The organism is Rhizobium moroccans (assembly GCF_057559155.1).
Window position 1 is genome coordinate 67024 of the sequence record NZ_JBHFJG010000019.1, and the last position, 15597, is coordinate 82620.

The window sequence follows — 15597 nt, forward strand, 5'->3', positions numbered from 1 at the left end:
CAAGCTGCCGGCAGAAGGCGTGCCGGCAGGCCATGCCCAAGAAGGAAAATCCTGGAATGACCGCCGCACGCACGCTCAATCTCAATGTCGGGATCAACACCACCGGCTATCTGCCGCATGCCTGGAAATACCGCCGCGGCGACCGCCACGATATCAACGATCCGGACTATTATCGGAGACTGACGGAACTCGCCCATCGCGGCCTGTTCGACGCAGTGTTCTTCTCCGATCATCCGGCCCTGATGACTGACCCGAACAGCCGGCCGTTCCACACGATCGACCCGCTCATCCTGTGCACGGCGCTCGCCGCCCAGGTGCCCGACATCGGCTTTGTCGCCACCATGTCGTCCACCTATAATTCGCCGTTCAACCTGGCGCGCCGCACGCAATCGGTCGACATCATTTCCGGCGGCCGTCTGATTGTGAATATCGTCTCCTCCTTCAACCCGAACGTGGCGGCCAATTTCGGCCCCGATCCCCTGCCACCGCGCAGCGAGCGCTATGCGAAGGCCTCGGAGTTTCTCGATGTCGCCAAGAAACTCTGGTCGAGCTGGGATCCATCCCGGGAAGGCGAGGTCGCGGATGATCGTTTCTGGGATGCGTCCGCCGCACAGTCGATCGACCATGCCGGCGACTTCTTCACCGTCAAGGGGCCGCTCAACGTGCCCCTCGGTCCGCAGGGTCACCCGGTCATCGCCCAGGCCGGTGCGTCCGAGGGTGGCATCAACCTGGCAGCCCGCCACGGCGAGATCATCTACTGCAATATCCTGTCGCGCCCCGCCGGCCAGGCTTTCGGGAAAAAGGTCAGGGATCGTGCCGTCGCGCTCGGTCGCGATCCGTCCGGCATCCGCATCGTGCCTGGTCTGGTCGTCATTCTCGGAGAAACGCGCGAAGAGGCCTTGCGCAAGCACGAACTGTTCAGCGGCGCCGGGTCCGAGGACGGCCTGATCGCGCGCTTCGTGAAGGAGCACGGCATAGATCCGAACGGCTTCGACCCGGATGCCGTGCTCGATGCCGAAAGCTTCATCCCCGATCCGAACCGCCTGCAGGCCGTCGGTATGGGACTGGGCCTCTCCGACCTGCTTACCCATGAGAGGCTTACCGCCCGGCAGGCGGTGCGCCGCGCCGAAGGCAATCACCGCCTGCTTCTCGGCACGCCGGAAGAGGTCGCCGACGGCATCATCGATCTATGGGCCGACGGGACGGTGGACGGTTACACGCTGCAGCCGCCGCGCGCGCCCGACGACATCGAGGAGTTCGTCGACAAGGTGGTTCCGATCCTCCAGGATCGCGGAGTCTACCGCACCCGCTACGAGGCAGGCACGGTGCGCGAGCGCTACGGCCTGCCTTTTCCCGCCTCAAACTAGTTTCGAACGGTCGACGAAAAGGCCCCGCGATGGTTTCCCATCCGGGGCCTTTCGACTGTCCGGTCCGCCTCGGAACAGCCAAGTGTACCAGGAGAAAGCGACGCTCAGGCGACCTCGCTGCTCGGTCCATGCGGATTGATGATCTTGCGATATCCAACCGCAACCGGTGTCTTGCCCGAGACGGCAAACTCTCCGACCACCCGATCATGATAGATGCGGGGGTTATGAGAGCTGATGGTGCGGGCATTGCGCCAATGGCGGTCAAGCGCGTGCGTGCGTTTGGCTGCCGATGCGCCGAGCGCATCGAAGAGCACGGTCGTCGCCTCCAGGATCAGCCTCGATACGACGGTCACCGACTGGCTGGTCTCGATTTCGACGAGGTGATGCAGGTTGCTCGTCGCCGGATCGAGACCTTCGAGATTGGCCTCGAAGGATCGCTGCAGCGCCTCGGCGACATTCAGGACGATGGCGCCGGCCGCATAGGCCGGGCCCCGCACACGCCCAACCACTTCGAGCACCTGCGGATCCTCCGCGCTCGACTTGCCATTGCCGCGCGGATAGGTGCGTGAACGCGCCGCGACATGACGGGAGAGCTCGTCAGCCGCGGCCCGGCCGATCCCGGCAAGGCTTGCCAGATGCACGAGCTGGAAGAAGGACGGCGTATATGGAAAACGGCCGTAATCCGGCTTGACGTGGAATTCTTCCAGCCGCACCGCCTTGAAACGGGCCGTGCCGCTGCCGCTCAGGGCCTGACCGAAACCGTCCCAGTCGTCGAGGATTTCGACGCCAGGTGCTGAGGTCGGCACGAGTGCTGCGACCGGGCCGCCGGTCGCGTCGACGGCTGCAAGATTGATCCAATCCGCATAGATCGAACCGGTCGTATAGAATTTTTCGCCGTCGAGCCGGTAGCCCTCTCCATCCCGGACGATCCTCGTGGAATAGTCGCCCGGCCCGCTGCCGGCCAATTCGGAAAACCCGCTTCCGATCATCTCGCCGCGCCCGAGCCTTGTCAGCCATTCCTTTCGCCAGGCATTGTCCGGCGCATTCAGGAGGTCTTCGGTAAAGCCCTGATGGCTGCGGAAGATGTTGGTGATGTTCGGATCGGCCGCCGACAGTTCGATCAGAAGGGCGAACAGTTCCGGCAAGGTCACGCCGGCTCCACCATATTCCTCAGGGATGCGCAGTGCGCCGAAACCCGCCTCTCGCAGCCAGCGGACCTCTTCGCGGGGAAGGCGCCGCTGCTGATCGCGCTCGACGGCCCCCGAAGCGATTCTTTCGAAAATCGGCCGAAACCGGAAAGCGATGTCTTCGTAACGAGATGTTGGGCCCCTGCCCCATCCCTGGTCGATCCTGGTCATTGAGAGATCCCTTCGATGATTTTGTTCTTTTGTCAGACCGGGTTCAGGAGACGCCGAGCCATCCAAGCAGCTGGGTGCGCAAGCGGTCGAAACTCTCGCCGCCGGTAGTGCGCGGCCGCGGCAGATCGACCACCGCTTCATGCGCGATCGCGCCATCGCGCATCACCAGGACGCGATCGGCAAGCAACAGCGCCTCTTCTACGTCATGGGTCACGAGAAGCACCGCCTGGCGATGCTTCTGCCATAGGTCGGCGACCAGCGCCTGGGCCTTGAGCCGGGTCAGGGCATCGAGCGCACCGAACGGCTCGTCGAGCAGAAGCAGGTCGGGCTTGCGAACCAGGGCACGCGCCAGCGAAGCACGCTGCGCCTCCCCGCCCGACAGATCCTTCGGCCAGGCATCGCCACGATGCGACAGCCCTACCTCTGCAAGCGCGACCTCGGCTCCAGCCCGGCCGGTTCCCAGGCCTGCGACGACGTTGCTCCACACCCGTTTCCATGGAAACAGCCGCGGCGACTGGAAGGCGACACCACGGCGGGGCGATACGAAGACATCGCCTTCGATTTCATCGTCGAGGCTTGCCAGTATCCGCAGCAGCGTGCTCTTGCCGCAACCGCTTGCCCCGAGCAGGGCAACGAATTCGCCCCGCCTGATGTCGAGATCGAGATGATCGATGACGATGCGATCGGAGAACCGGCGCACGAGACCGCGCACGCTCACGGCCACGGGCCGCAGGTCGGATAAGTGGATCGTCATGGTCACGCTCCGTCGAAGTTCTGGCGCCATCTGAGCAGGACGCGTTCCAGCAGGCGGACGATGAGATCGGCGCTCAGGCCGAGCAGCGCGTAGATGATGAGGCACAGGATGATGATATCGACCCGATAGACCTCACGCGCGTGGGTGATCAGGTATCCGAGCCCGCCTTGCGCGTTGACGGTTTCGGCAAAGACGAGCGCCAGCCAGGCTGATCCGAGCGCATAGCGCAGCCCGACCAGAAGGTTCGGTAGCGCGCCCGGCAGAATGACCTGGAAGATCAGCGCGGAACGGCTGAAGGACAGCGTCCGTGCCGCTTCGACCAGCGTTTTGTCCACATTGCGGATGCCGGCAAAGGTGTTGATGTAGAGCGGAAAGGTCACGGCGAAGGCGACGAGAGTGATCTTCGGCGTCTCGTCGATGCCGAGCCAGATGATCAGAAGCGGCACCAGCCCCGCCCAGGGGAGCGTGCGCGCCATCTGCATCGGCGCGTCGATGAAATCCTCGCCGATCCGCAAAAGCCCCGACACGAGCGCCAGGCCGATACCGATCACGAAGCCGAAACCAAAGCCGACGAGGACACGGTAAAGCGAGAGCGACACCGCCTCTGAGAACTCGCCGCTGGCAATAAGCTCGCCAAGCGTGACCCACAGGGCCTGCGGGCCGGGCAACAGGTCCTCCGATATCCACCCATAATGGGTGGCGGACCACCAGGCCACCGCAAGAGCGAGCGGGCCGAGAGCCTTGCCAAGACCGCGCGGGAACCGCGACTGACGCCTTGTACTGGACGGGACCAGTCTTACGAGATCCGGCTCGGTCCCGGCACGATCCGGCGTCTCGTTTTCGATATCGGCAAAGCTGGAAACGGATGCCATCAGTTTGTCTTCGCCAGCTTCTTGTTTTCACTGTCTACGACATCACTGAAGTCCTTCGCGACATAATCCTCGACGGCGAACTCCTTGCGGAACTGCCCCGCCTCGTGGAAATAGGTCACCTGCTTCTGCCATCCGGCGAGTGCTTCAGGATCTGTCGCCGGCGCGTGCTCAACGCGTGAACGGCTGGCCTGGAGGTTGGCGACTTCCGGGGAAACCTTCGAGAGCTTGGACACCTGCTCGGCCCATTCGGACGGATGCGCGTTGACCCAGGCCTGGGCTCGGATGATGCGTCTCGTCAAATCCTTGAGCGCAGCCTTGCGCGCCGGATCTTCGAGCGACGAAGTCGGCACATAGACCACGCCCGCCGTATCGATCACCTTGCCCAATGGCTGCAAAATGCGGGCGCCATGCTGCAGCTGTGCGATCGCGGTGTTCGGGTCCCACACCACGAAGGCATCGACCTGGCCATTGACCAGCGCCGACAGGCCATCCGTGGTGTTGAGGTTGAGGATCAGCTTGGAATCCCAGGGCACGCCGGCCTGCTCGAGCGCATTGGCGAACTGATAATGCTGCTTGGTGAAATAGGGCAGCGCGACCTTGCGACCCTTCAGGTCGGCGACCAATTTCAGATCGGAATCGCCGCGAACCAGGATGGCGCTGCCGCTTTCCTTGCGCTCCCAGGTGGCGGCGATGATCGTTACCTTGACGCCGTTGGCGATGGCCGCGAGCACGCCCGTATCACCGCCAGCGGCGATATCCACATGGCCGGCGCGCAACGCCTCGACGAGCGGCGGCGTGGAATCGAAATCCGCCCAGCGGATCTTGTAGGGCAGGTTCTCGACCTCGTTTGCAGCGATCAGCTGCCGGTGAAGCCCGGTCTTGTTCGGCGTGCCGACCGTCAGCGTGACATCGGTGAGGTCGAGCGTCTCCTCGGCATGCGCGGCAAGACCGATGCCGGATGCCAGGCTCAATGCCAGACCCACCTTGAGAACCACTCGCTTGCAATCGCTAAATGCTGTCATGCTGCTTCTCCGTCGCTTGGACCAGGCACGGGCAGGTCTGCCTAGCCTCGTATCCAATTGCGAGACAGCCTAGGAAAACCGGATGTGGCGGGTAAGCAATATTAGTCTATTAATTTTATAGATTATGAAATTGCCTTCCCGATTCCGAGATCGTGCCGAGGTGTCTCGGCCTTCGATCGCTGGGCCGGCCGCAATAGGCTGAAGAGGCCAAACCACGGAGAGGAGCCTCATCATGAGCGAGAAAATCATCACCATCGACATCTTCCGCCAATGGCTGGCCGATGGGTCGGAACTTGCCGTTCTCGATATCCGGCCACCCGAAGAGGTCGGCTATGCTTCGCCTCTGTTTGCCACCAATCTGCCGTCCGAAAGGGTTTTGGCCGAGATCGGACGTTTCGTGCCGCGGCCGGTCATCCGGACCGTCCTCCTGGATGCCGGCGACGGGAAGGCGGCGAAACTGGCTGAAGAACTCGCAGTAAGCGGGCGCGCGAACGTCTTTGCCCTGGAAGGCGGCATTCCTGCCTGGAACGCGCAGGACGGCACGGGTCCCTTGCCGACCTTCGACATCCCTGGCCGGGACTTCTCGCTGGCCGTGAAGGACGAACGCGGAACCCCGGTGATTTCGGCCGAGGAGTTGAAAGCTCTCAGGGACAAAGGCGAGGACGTGATCGTCATCGACACGCGCACCGTGCCGGAATTTGCGCGCGATCACGTTCCGGGTGCCGTCGGCATTCCGGGCGCCGAACTGCTGCTCCGGTTCAAAGATGTCGTCCCCTCCGACAAGACGAGGGTTGTCGTGTCCTGTGCCGGCCTGCCGCGCGCCATTCTTGGCGCCCAGACCCTGATCGATGCAGGTGTGGCCAACAAGGTTGCCTATCTGGACGACGGCACGAAGGGCTGGACGCGCGCCGGCCTCGAACTCGAAACCGGCAAGGCGCGGACCTATGGCGATCCCAGCCCGGCTGCGCTGGACTTCGCGCGTGAGCGCATTTCCGAATTGAGCGGCAACGACAGTTTTCCCGAGATCGATCTCTCCACCGCCAGGGCCTGGGCCGCCGACCCCGAGCGCACGACCTATCTGCTTGATGTCAGGACACCGGAAGAGTTCGAAGCGGGACATCTGCCCGGCACGTTGTCGTCGGAAGGTGGACAGCTTTTGGGTGTCGCCTATCGCACCATAACCGTGCGCGGCTCCCGCGTCGTGCTGATCGATGATCTGCTCGGCGTGCGAGCCCGCACTGTCGCCCATTGGCTGCAGCGGCGCGGATATGAAATCGCCATCCTGCTCGTCGACTTCGATCAGGAGAGCCTAAGCCAGGTCGCCTAATCCGAACGGACCGCCGGCACGTCGACATGTGCCGGCCGTCGCTTCGGTATATCATTTTTCGCCAAGTCAGGAGCCGAATGGCACCTGGCCTGGCTGTCCTCGACTCAGCAGCCGACGGTCCGCTGAAATGGGCATCCGGACCATTATCGGCTTGAACCGGCAGGATGCCGAGAAATTGGCCGAGCTTCTCAACAAGCTGTATGCGCGGCGACCGGAGCCAAAAACGTGATCGTGAAAGACAGCAATGGAACGCCGCTCCAGGACGGAGATTCCGTCACGCCCATCGGGGGATCTCAAAGTGATGGGAACGCAGTTTCCAGTCTCATCGGCCTCACTCCATTTCAAGATCGCCGTTCTCGTCTGATCGACCGATATCGAAAGCGTCACGAACCACCGCTTCCGCTGACTTTACCTCCTCGTTGGTCATCTTTTCGAACTCGCGGCTTCGCCGCTTCTTGGAAAGCGCACCATCGTTCTGACGGATGAGGTTAACGAGGCTAGAGATCATCGCGTCCGGCATCTCAAGAAAATTCTGAATGCGTCCCTTCGCGTCATCGAAGCGCGCAAGGTGGTCGATCTCGTTTGGCAGGTCCTGCCTGATCGTCTGTACAACGCAAGCGTAAAGAAATTCCGTCAACTCCGTGTAGTCTCCGAACCTGTAGAGATCGGCGGTTTCGTTGACTACACGCACGTTTTTCTCCGCTGTCGGCACCCATTCGATAAAAGTTAGTAACGGTCCAGTATAGCCGCGCAGACGCGCGCTATACTCCTCTTGACGTTCAAGAAGTACGGAAGAAACAGGAAAGATCATGCCAGGAGGCGTGTATCCGCGTTCGGACAGGACATGGTGTATGAGGTATCTGTGCAGGCGACCGTTTCCGTCTTCGAAGGGATGGACGAACACGAAGGCGAAGGCCATGACGGAGGCTTGAAGCACGGCGTCAACCCCACTCTCCGCCATCCTGTTTCCTCCGGCTATGATGCCTCCGAGAAGACCGTTAATGTCTTCGTGCCGGGCTGAAACGAATTCTGGGAGAGGATCGCCGTTCCAGTCGCGATCACCAATAAAGCCGCCGGCGTCTCGCAGCCCGTGCTTGATGAATCGGTTCTCCTCGATGACGAGGTGCTGGAGGCGCACGAGCTCATCCACTGTGATTGGCCGCTTTCCAGCTTGGGCGACGGCCCGCATCCACCGCTCGAGGCGGCTTCGCGGCGGGCGTTCGCCTTCAATCTGATAGGATGCTTGGCTGTCCGACAGAAGGAGGAAACTTGCCGTACGGGCGATGAGCCCTTTTCCGATTTTTCCGATGAGTTCCTTGGCTTCAGCGTCCCAGCGGCGGGTGACCGTTTCGACAAGGTATTCGGTGCGCCTTAAAACGGGGCAAAATTTGGGTGTGCCGAGAAGATTGTCCCGCACGCGGTGGCGGGGCGAGTTCACAGGGGTGGATGTAAAGTAGCTCCCAGTATCAAGCGCTTCAACATAGTTCCCCCGTTCCGCATCTGGAATGTCGAGGCGCGTACCGATCAGCCATTCATAGAAGAACCAGATCCGGCGCGTAGCACTGCTTGTCGGCTCGGCTTTGATCAGCGCAACGAACTCACTTGCCGGGACGATGTTAAACAGCTTTTTCAAAATCAACAGGTCGATTGTCTCGTGCCTGAGCGCGAAAGACAGATGCCCGAGTAGGTTGTCCTCTGGAGTGAAGCGCTTGTCAAAGATCGTCCAATCCTCATGTGCTCTCCTCGAGCCATAGACGAAGCCTTTGGCGACACACGAGGGGAGGCGAACAGGGGCTGCGATCCCGTATTTCTGAACGAGTGCGGCAAATCCGACGGGAACCGTATCCGTGGGCACAATACGTTCTTGGAACACCGCCGCATTTGCAAGGCTGGCTGGCATGCCGACTTCCTTTCTCATCGAGAAACAAGTTACATCATCGAAGGATGGTTATTTTCGGCCTATAATATCGAAAACTGATTACATCGGAAATCAATTATTCTTATAGAAAAATGCTTATAAAATATCCATCCTATCGAAAATCGATTAAAATCCTCGGCGACTAACGAGTTCGCCTTTTCGCTCACCACGCTACAAGCGTCTATTCGGCAGCCATTACAGTTTGAAACTCCAGTTGCTCCGTCAGCTTCCCTTGGCTTTCGTATTCGGTCGGCTTGATACGGAACCATGCGGCATAGAGCGCAGGAAGGAAGAGCAAGATCATCACCGTTCCAACTGCGGTACCGCCGATCAACGTGTAGGCCATCGATCCGAGAACACTGAATGGGTGAGAGGAATGAAAGCCAGCACGGCGGCAAGCGCGTCGCCTCGGAACCATTTTTCGCTCAGCGCGCACGTTAGAAATGTTTACAGGATCAGCCGACGTCGTAGTGAAGCCGATGCGGAGTCAATCACATAGACCATGGCAACGATCAGAAAGATGATTGACCAGGCTTCTGGCCATCGGAAGGCATGCATGCGGTCGGCGAGAAGGAACCCGATGCCGCCGGCCCCGACAACCCCGATAATGGTGCCGGAGCGAACATTGGATTCGAAATTGTAGAGAATGATCGAGAGGATCACCGGTAAAACCTGCGGCACGATCCCATAGCGGATCGCCTGCATGTTGCTGCCGCCGGAGACCTTCACGCCATCGACCGGCTTGCGTGACGTATCGATTGCCTCGGCAAAGAGCTTGGCAAACGTGCCTATCTCGGAAACCGCGATGGCAAGGATACCAGCCAAAGGACCAAGCCCGAAAGCGCGAATGAACACCAAAGCAAGAATATCTGCTCGACCGCGCGCAGCGCGTCGAAGCCTCGGCGCGAGAAAAGCCTGAGCCACCCGAACGGGATGATGTTTTTCGCGCCGAGCAGCGCGAGCGGAAGTGAAGCGGCGGCACCGAGCAACGTACCAAGGAAGGCCATGACGATCGTCTGACCAAGTCCCTCCAGAACCTCCTGCCACTCCATCCAGGTTGTCCAAATGTGCGGCGGGAACATAAAGGCAATGATGCCAGCAAGTCGCGATAACCCTTCCGCAAACCTTGTTGGCGTGGCACCAAAAGCTAATGCACCAAGGATAAGCGGGATCAAAAGAATGATAGCGATAGCCCACGGCATCAGCCGGCCAACAAGCGGTCGTTCGAATGCGCCGCGCAGACGGACCTTGGCATCATGAACGGCATTCGTTTCGGTTTGAAAATCAGCGTGGCTCATATCCCATGCTCCGAAATGCCGATGATACGGTGACGCAGGCGCTCGCTCAGAAAATCGATGACAGTCACACTGACCAGGATGATCAGGTAACCGGGTGATACTGGCCAGAAGCGGCCAGGTGTGAGTTTATCTGACCAGAAATAGGGTGGCCTGCGCCAGCACCTGGCAACCAGCGACGGCATGTCGTGGTTCGACGGATTCCTCCTCGTTGTGGCTCAATCCGTCACGGCACGGAACGAAGATCATGGCAGCGGGCGCGACACGATTGACAAACAGCGCATCGTGGAAGGCTCCCGACAGCATCCGTACGCTGTTGAAGCCTTTCGCCGCTGCGGCCCGTTCGACCGCGTCCTGCAGATCTGTAGAAAATGTACAGGGCGGCATGTCAAAGGATCGCGAAATTGCAACCAAGCAGCGCTGCCGCTCGGACTGACTGGTGATGGTCGCAGCAACCAGGTCTTCGAGTTCGTCCAGCCGGCCCGGATTTGGATGGCGGATATCGACCGTGCAGTGTGCCACGTCGGGAATGGCGTTCACTGAGCCCGGCTCGACCGAAATGCGCCCAACGGTGAACCGTGCGTCAGGATCTGACGGCATGATCGTTTCATGGAGGCTGGAAAGTGCTGCAGTCAGCGCGCGTAACGGGTCTCTCCGGTATGCCAGGCCCGTTGTGCCGGCATGTGCGGTCTGCCCCGTCACGGTAACGTCCAGCCACCGCGTCCCCTGGATGCCGCCGACGACGCCGATCGGGATATTATCCGCCTCAAGTGACGGACCCTGCTCGATATGAACCTCGAGATAGGCATGGATCGGGAAGCCGAGGGGGATCATCGTTGCCCTCGGCAGGCTTTCGATCGTCGCCGTCAACTCGTCGGTTAACGGTGCACCATCGGTCGCAAGCTTCTTTCGCCATTTGTCAGGAATCTCGCCCGCGGAAAACGCCATGGATCCCATGCAGCCCGGCGCAAAGCGGCAACCCTCTTCATTGGTCCATGCCACGACCACCACGGGACGCTCGGTCTCAATACCGGCATCTTCCAGACTTTCCAGTACCTCGAAGGCCGACAGCGTGCCGAGTGCTCCGTCGAACCGGCCGCCGGCCGGCTGGCTGTCGAGGTGGCTGCCGATCACCAGCGGTGGCAGGCCTTCGTCTCGTCCGGCACGTCGGATGAAAAGGTTCGCCATCGGATCCTGAAAGACTGAAAAGCCTCGCGCCCATGCGAGTTCCGCAAGAAGCTGCCGGGCACGACGATCCCCTTCCGTCAGTGCCTGACGATTGACGCCGCCCTTTTGCGTGGCGCCGATTGCCGCAAAGGTCTCAAGTCTGCCATTGAGACGGATGCCGTCGATCTCGATCATGCGTTTTCCTCACAGATAAGGAGCGTCGTGGAAGGCGATCTCGAGAGCCTGCGCATGGCCGAATATGCCGCTCAGGCGGGACCGTTCCTGCGGGCTCATAACCCGGCCGGCCGCGTCGAGCTCCGCTTTCAACCACAGTGCCTGCGCGGCGAAATCCTCATGTGCGTGCAGATCGACCCATTCCTTCAGCAGTGGGTCACTCATCGGCTGCCGGGCGGCCTCTTTCGACCACGTCCAATACATCCACTCGGCGGCAAACATTGCCGCGACCGTATCGAGATAACCGCCATCACGGGAGATCGCCAGCATACCGTCGCGGAAGGCCGCGACTTCGGGAATGGACGTGTCGAAGGCAGCAGGGTCAATCCCGCGTTCGGCAAAGGTCTTCTCAAAATAGGCGATCTGCTGGTTAGCAAGTGCGTCCAGCACGCCGATCAGCCAGCGTTTCTGCTCGATCGTCTCAGCCTTCGCAGCGGCGAAGGCGAAGATCGAGATCGCCGTGTCGACGAAGGCGCCTTCGAACACGAGGTAGCGCTCGAAGACATGCTTCGGCAGCCGATCGCCCTTGATGTCCTCGACGAAGCGGTGTCCCACCATCGCATCGAGGACGACCTTGTTCTCGCGCAGGATCTGCTCGGAAAGCATCTCACTCATCTCAGGCAGCCAATGCTGGGCGCGCAGCCTCGACGAACGCCTTCACACGGGCGGGCTCGACCGGGTTCCACCAGACACCACCCTCCTTGAGCGACGAGGCAACGATGACGCCGTTGGTGCGCTTGAGAATCTCGACGATATTCTCTTTGGTGACACCGGAGCCGACGAGCAGCGGCAGATGGGTCGCGGCAGCAATCGTCTCGATCTCTTCGACGGTCGCCGAATTGCCCGTGCGCTGGCCGGTGGCGATCACCGCGTCGGCATCGAAGAAGGCGAGATCGCGGGTCAGTTCCTCGATCGTCCGGTCGGCTGTGATCGCGTGTGCCCCGTGCTTTACATGACTGTCGGCGAACACCTTGATGTGCTCGGCACGGAGAGCCGAACGGTAGCGCATTGCTTCGGCCGCCCGGCCTTCCATGAAACCCTCGTTGGCGACATAGGCGTTGGCCCATTGGTTGACGCGGATGAATTTGGCGCCGCCGGCCATGGCGATGGCAAAGGCCGGGATCGGCGCGTTAGCCAATACATTGATGCCGGTAGGGAGACCGACTGAGCGGACGATCCGGTCGGTGACGACGGACATGAAGGCGGAGGTTTCCGGGCCAATATCATCCGGCTTGGAGAAAGGAATATCGCCATGGTTTTCGATGATCAGCCCATGCATGCCACCATCGATCAAGGCTTCGGCATCGCGCATCGCAGCGTCGTAAATCGCGTCCATCGCCGCCCCTCGATAGCGCGGTGCGCCGGGAAAGGGCGAGCAATGGATCATCCCGATCAGCGCCTTGTCAGTGCCGAATATTTCCCTTATGGCGCTGGAATTATTATCCGATATCGTCTGCATTGTCTGTTCCTTTCAAAGGCCTGCCATGCCTGCCCGTGTTCGTGCTCATGTCATCGGTAACGTCGCCGTCGACGAAACCATATCTGTTTCGACCATGCCGGAAGCCGGAGCTTCGATCCTTGGTCGCGAGGAAACCCGCGACCTCGGCGGCAAGGGTGCGAACCAAGCCGTGGTCATGGCCAGAACCGGCCTTGCCACCACCCTCGTCGCGGCCGTGGGCGAGGATTTCCGCGCCCAGACCATTCGCGATCAACTGGCGCCAGAACCGGTCAAGGCGAAGCTCATCGCTCTTGCCGGCCGCTCCAGCGACTTCTCCATCATCTTCACCACGCCCGACGGCGAAAATGCCATCGTCACGACCACCGATTCCGCCGGCTCGCTTGAGCCGGGCGAGGCGATCGCGGCAATCGACACAGCCGCTGCCGGCGACCTCATGGTCCTGCAGGGCAATCTCAGCCAGGTGACGACCCTTAGCCTGCTCGAGGAAGCCCGACGCCGCGGCCTCGTCACCGCGTTCAACCCTTCGCCGCTCCGTCCTTACTTCGCGGACTTCTGGCCGCTGGTAGACATCGCCTTCTTGAACCGGGGCGAAGCGCAAAGTCTCACAGGCTCGTCAGACACCGCCGCGACCGCAAAGCTACTGCAATCTGGCGTCCGCCACGTCGTGCTGACACTCGGTGGCGACGGAGCGATGCTCGCAAGCCGGGATGCAGAGATCGCCACCGTTCCGGCTGCCGCCACCACCGCAATCGACACGACCGGTGCCGGGGACACGTTCATGGCGGTGGCGCTCGCTTCAGCCGCTTTGCGCGGCGTCGAACTGGACATCCGCGCGATCGGCCATGCCACTGCTGCCTCCGCGCTTACCGTCAGCCGCCGTGGTACCCGGTCAGCCTTCCCGACCGGTGACGAGCTGCAGGCGGTCCTAGCGCGCTGATGCTCGCCTGAGCCCGGACCTCATCGTGTGTCGCTCAGCCAGCCGAGAACGTTCTTCCACAGTCGGCCATAGCCGTCCCACTCGCAAAATGCCGGGGAGAGCCAGTGCGGGCCGATATCCGAGGTCCAGGCGGCGCTGCGTCCCTTGCCGAAGCTGCCGGTAACGAGCAGCGGATGACCGCCCTGATCATCCGGCAGTCGGGCGACGACTTCGACATCGGCTCGGTCGCGCACTTCAACTTCGTTGACGCCGAGCAGCAGCGGCCATTCGCCGGACATGCCGGCGACCGTCGGATGATCCGCCATGGTGACGACGGCCTTTGCGCCCTCCGGAATCTCGACGCGGTCGTCATAGGGAAGGCAAGTGACAGGCAGCACGTCTTCGACCGCCGTGCGGCGCCAGCGAGCTTTTCCATCGATGCCTTGGAAGGAGAAGTAGCCGCCGACCATCAGTAGCCCGCCGCCCTTTTCCACCCAGGTTTTGATCAGCTTCAGACGGTTGGGTACCGTCTTGGAATGCAGCCAGACGGCGGGCGGCAGAAGAAGCGAATTCGCCCCGATATCCGACAGGATAATCACGTCATAGGCATCAAGACCCTCCATATCGAATGGAAACTTCTCTACCGCCTCGTGGGCCGGCATGTAGGTCAGCTCGTATTCGCTGCCTTCCAGCGCCTTTACCAGCGGCTCGGCACCGAGATGAAAGGTAACGCTGCCGAACTGGTCGAAGCCTTTGTAATGGGTGGCGGAGCTGATCCAGCTCTCGCCGACGAGGAGGACTTTTTTGGTCATGATCGTTCCATTTCTGTCATTGCTTGGGTGATCAGGCCTTCGCCTCGAACACCGATCTCGGATTGCCGCGCATGAGAATGTCGAGTTGCGCGTCAGTTACCCCATGCCGCTTCAATCGCGGCAGAAAGTGCTTGAGTATGTAGGCGTAGCCATTGCCGCCGTATCTGGTCAGCATCATCTTCAAGAACACATCGTGGGAGAGCAGGATGCGGCCGATATGGCCGCGCTCGATCAGCTTGACGATCGCGCGCGCCGCCTCTTCGTCGCTCGGACACTGCACCTGCTGATCGGCATAGAAGAAGTCCATACCGATCATGTCGTATTCCAGGAAGGCGCCGCGTGAAGCGAGCTCCGCCTGATAGGCGAGATCGTCATGCGACGGATTCATGTGGCAGAGCACCGTATGACCAAGCTCCGCCCCCTCCTGTTCCGCGATGTCCAGAACCTTGTTGCCAAGCCGGAGCCAGCCGGGCAGATGCACCATCAGCGGCAGGCCCGTGCGCGCCTGCGCCCGCGCTGCAGCCCTCAGCGACTTTTCTTCCTGGTCGGTGAAATCCGACGAGACGCCGATCTCGCCGATCAGCCCGACCTTGATGTCGGTGCCATCGACACCGACGGTCGCCTCGGCCACGATCTCGTCGGCGATCTCGTCGATCGTCATCCCGGCGACCTTGGCCGGATGGGAAGAGCCGAGGTAGTAGCCGGCACCCATGACAATGTTGAGTCCCGAGCCCTGCGATATGCGCTTCAGCGCCCGCGGATCGCGGCCGATCCCCTGACAGGTCGGCTCGACCACGGTATTCCCGCCATGCCTGGCGAAATCCTTGAGTTCGATGATCGCCAGCGGCTCGTCGTCCAGCGTGATATTGTGCTTGTTGATGAATGGATCTTGGTGCAACTCGCCCAAGATCTCGATGCAGACGAAACTGTCGGCGAGATACTGCCGCTCCGGCGTCTTCGGCGCATGCCACCAGCAGCGGCAGTCGTTGAGGATGTGCTCGTGCATGAGCGTGACACCGAGCTCGGAGACGGGGATTGCCCCCGCTACCGTCATTACCTTGCCAGAGCGAATATGCGCTTGCGAAAGCTCACTCAT

The 15597-nt window shown here is 61.1% G+C and carries 15 protein-coding genes and 1 pseudogene; 3 read left to right on the plus strand and 13 right to left on the minus strand.

Going from position 1 to position 15597, the window contains the following annotated elements; all coding sequences use genetic code 11:
* Positions 1–56 precede the first annotated feature (56 nt).
* Positions 57–1367 (plus strand): NtaA/DmoA family FMN-dependent monooxygenase, encoded by a 1311-nt coding sequence (locus tag ACE04I_RS12440; RefSeq protein WP_487207137.1) that lies wholly within the window; start codon positions 57–59, stop codon positions 1365–1367.
* 104 nt (positions 1368–1471) lie between these two features.
* Here ACE04I_RS12440 and ACE04I_RS12445 read toward each other — a convergent pair whose 3' ends face one another.
* Genes ACE04I_RS12445 through ACE04I_RS12460 form a run of 4 tightly spaced genes read right to left on the minus strand, consistent with a single transcriptional unit; the run spans position 1472 to position 5373 of the window.
* Positions 1472–2725: an acyl-CoA dehydrogenase family protein gene (locus ACE04I_RS12445; RefSeq protein ID WP_487207138.1), complete on the minus strand. Its 1254-nt coding sequence runs from the start codon at positions 2723–2725 to the stop codon at positions 1472–1474.
* Between the two features lie 43 nt (positions 2726–2768).
* Entirely contained in the window at positions 2769–3479 is a 711-nt protein-coding gene (locus ACE04I_RS12450; protein ID WP_487207139.1) for an ABC transporter ATP-binding protein, read from the minus strand.
* A gap of 2 nt (positions 3480–3481) precedes the next feature.
* Positions 3482–4351, minus strand: a complete 870-nt coding sequence (locus tag ACE04I_RS12455; protein ID WP_487207140.1) for an ABC transporter permease — start codon at positions 4349–4351, stop codon at positions 3482–3484.
* Positions 4351–5373: an ABC transporter substrate-binding protein gene (locus ACE04I_RS12460; protein ID WP_487207141.1), complete on the minus strand. Its 1023-nt coding sequence runs from the start codon at positions 5371–5373 to the stop codon at positions 4351–4353. The genes ACE04I_RS12455 and ACE04I_RS12460 overlap by 1 nt, the downstream gene beginning before the upstream one ends.
* A 232-nt stretch (positions 5374–5605) precedes the next feature.
* Between ACE04I_RS12460 and ACE04I_RS12465 the strand changes: the two genes are divergently transcribed.
* Positions 5606–6700, plus strand: a complete 1095-nt coding sequence (locus ACE04I_RS12465) for a rhodanese-like domain-containing protein (protein ID WP_487207142.1) — start codon at positions 5606–5608, stop codon at positions 6698–6700.
* 331 nt (positions 6701–7031) lie between these two features.
* On the opposite strand, the gene ACE04I_RS12470 is transcribed toward ACE04I_RS12465, so the two are convergent.
* From ACE04I_RS12470 to ACE04I_RS12500, 7 genes and pseudogenes are all read right to left on the minus strand, one after another.
* Positions 7032–8600 carry a Fic family protein gene (locus tag ACE04I_RS12470; protein WP_487207143.1) on the minus strand — a complete coding sequence of 523 codons (1569 nt, stop codon included), beginning with the start codon at positions 8598–8600 and terminating at the stop codon, positions 7032–7034.
* Between the two features lie 199 nt (positions 8601–8799).
* A pseudogene (locus ACE04I_RS12475) lies at positions 8800–9020 on the minus strand (hypothetical protein); the annotation flags it as partial.
* Positions 9021–9065: 45 nt separating this feature from the next.
* Positions 9066–9443 (minus strand): PhnE/PtxC family ABC transporter permease, encoded by a 378-nt coding sequence (locus tag ACE04I_RS12480; protein WP_487207144.1) that lies wholly within the window; start codon positions 9441–9443, stop codon positions 9066–9068.
* The gene (locus ACE04I_RS12485) at positions 9407–9916 is read right to left on the minus strand and encodes a hypothetical protein (RefSeq protein WP_487207145.1); all 510 of its coding nucleotides are present in this window, start codon (positions 9914–9916) and stop codon (positions 9407–9409) included. Before ACE04I_RS12485 ends, ACE04I_RS12480 begins: the two co-directional genes overlap by 37 nt.
* Positions 9917–10042: 126 nt before the next feature.
* Complete coding sequence (locus ACE04I_RS12490; RefSeq protein WP_487207146.1) at positions 10043–11275, minus strand: Zn-dependent hydrolase; 1233 nt, start codon at positions 11273–11275, stop codon at positions 10043–10045.
* 9 nt (positions 11276–11284) lie between these two features.
* Entirely contained in the window at positions 11285–11929 is a 645-nt protein-coding gene (locus ACE04I_RS12495) for a TenA family protein (protein WP_046797071.1), read from the minus strand.
* Position 11930: 1 nt separating this feature from the next.
* A complete protein-coding gene (locus ACE04I_RS12500; protein WP_487207147.1) occupies positions 11931–12773 on the minus strand; it encodes a BtpA/SgcQ family protein in 843 nt (280 codons plus the stop codon).
* 25 nt (positions 12774–12798) lie between these two features.
* On the opposite strand from ACE04I_RS12500, the gene ACE04I_RS12505 reads away from it, so the two are divergent.
* Positions 12799–13710 carry a PfkB family carbohydrate kinase gene (locus ACE04I_RS12505; protein ID WP_046797073.1) on the plus strand — a complete coding sequence of 304 codons (912 nt, stop codon included), beginning with the start codon at positions 12799–12801 and terminating at the stop codon, positions 13708–13710.
* 20 nt (positions 13711–13730) lie between these two features.
* Here ACE04I_RS12505 and ACE04I_RS12510 read toward each other — a convergent pair whose 3' ends face one another.
* Positions 13731–14501, minus strand: a complete 771-nt coding sequence (locus tag ACE04I_RS12510; RefSeq protein WP_046797074.1) for a glutamine amidotransferase — start codon at positions 14499–14501, stop codon at positions 13731–13733.
* A gap of 31 nt (positions 14502–14532) precedes the next feature.
* Positions 14533–15597, minus strand: coding sequence for a phosphotriesterase family protein (locus ACE04I_RS12515; RefSeq protein WP_046797075.1), 1065 nt, complete (start codon positions 15595–15597; stop codon positions 14533–14535).

Coding starts and splice junctions, on each gene's coding strand:
- ACE04I_RS12440 (WP_487207137.1), top strand. CDS start 57: ATGACCGCCGCACGCACGCTCAATCTCAATGTCGGGATCAACACCACC.
- ACE04I_RS12445 (WP_487207138.1), bottom strand. CDS start 2,725: ATGACCAGGATCGACCAGGGATGGGGCAGGGGCCCAACATCTCGTTAC.
- ACE04I_RS12450 (WP_487207139.1), bottom strand. CDS start 3,479: ATGACGATCCACTTATCCGACCTGCGGCCCGTGGCCGTGAGCGTGCGC.
- ACE04I_RS12455 (WP_487207140.1), bottom strand. CDS start 4,351: ATGGCATCCGTTTCCAGCTTTGCCGATATCGAAAACGAGACGCCGGAT.
- ACE04I_RS12460 (WP_487207141.1), bottom strand. CDS start 5,373: ATGACAGCATTTAGCGATTGCAAGCGAGTGGTTCTCAAGGTGGGTCTG.
- ACE04I_RS12465 (WP_487207142.1), top strand. CDS start 5,606: ATGAGCGAGAAAATCATCACCATCGACATCTTCCGCCAATGGCTGGCC.
- ACE04I_RS12470 (WP_487207143.1), bottom strand. CDS start 8,600: ATGCCAGCCAGCCTTGCAAATGCGGCGGTGTTCCAAGAACGTATTGTG.
- ACE04I_RS12485 (WP_487207145.1), bottom strand. CDS start 9,916: ATGAGCCACGCTGATTTTCAAACCGAAACGAATGCCGTTCATGATGCC.
- ACE04I_RS12490 (WP_487207146.1), bottom strand. CDS start 11,275: ATGATCGAGATCGACGGCATCCGTCTCAATGGCAGACTTGAGACCTTT.
- ACE04I_RS12495 (WP_046797071.1), bottom strand. CDS start 11,929: ATGAGTGAGATGCTTTCCGAGCAGATCCTGCGCGAGAACAAGGTCGTC.
- ACE04I_RS12500 (WP_487207147.1), bottom strand. CDS start 12,773: ATGCAGACGATATCGGATAATAATTCCAGCGCCATAAGGGAAATATTC.
- ACE04I_RS12505 (WP_046797073.1), top strand. CDS start 12,799: ATGCCTGCCCGTGTTCGTGCTCATGTCATCGGTAACGTCGCCGTCGAC.
- ACE04I_RS12510 (WP_046797074.1), bottom strand. CDS start 14,501: ATGACCAAAAAAGTCCTCCTCGTCGGCGAGAGCTGGATCAGCTCCGCC.
- ACE04I_RS12515 (WP_046797075.1), bottom strand. CDS start 15,597: ATGAGTGAGCTTTCGCAAGCGCATATTCGCTCTGGCAAGGTAATGACG.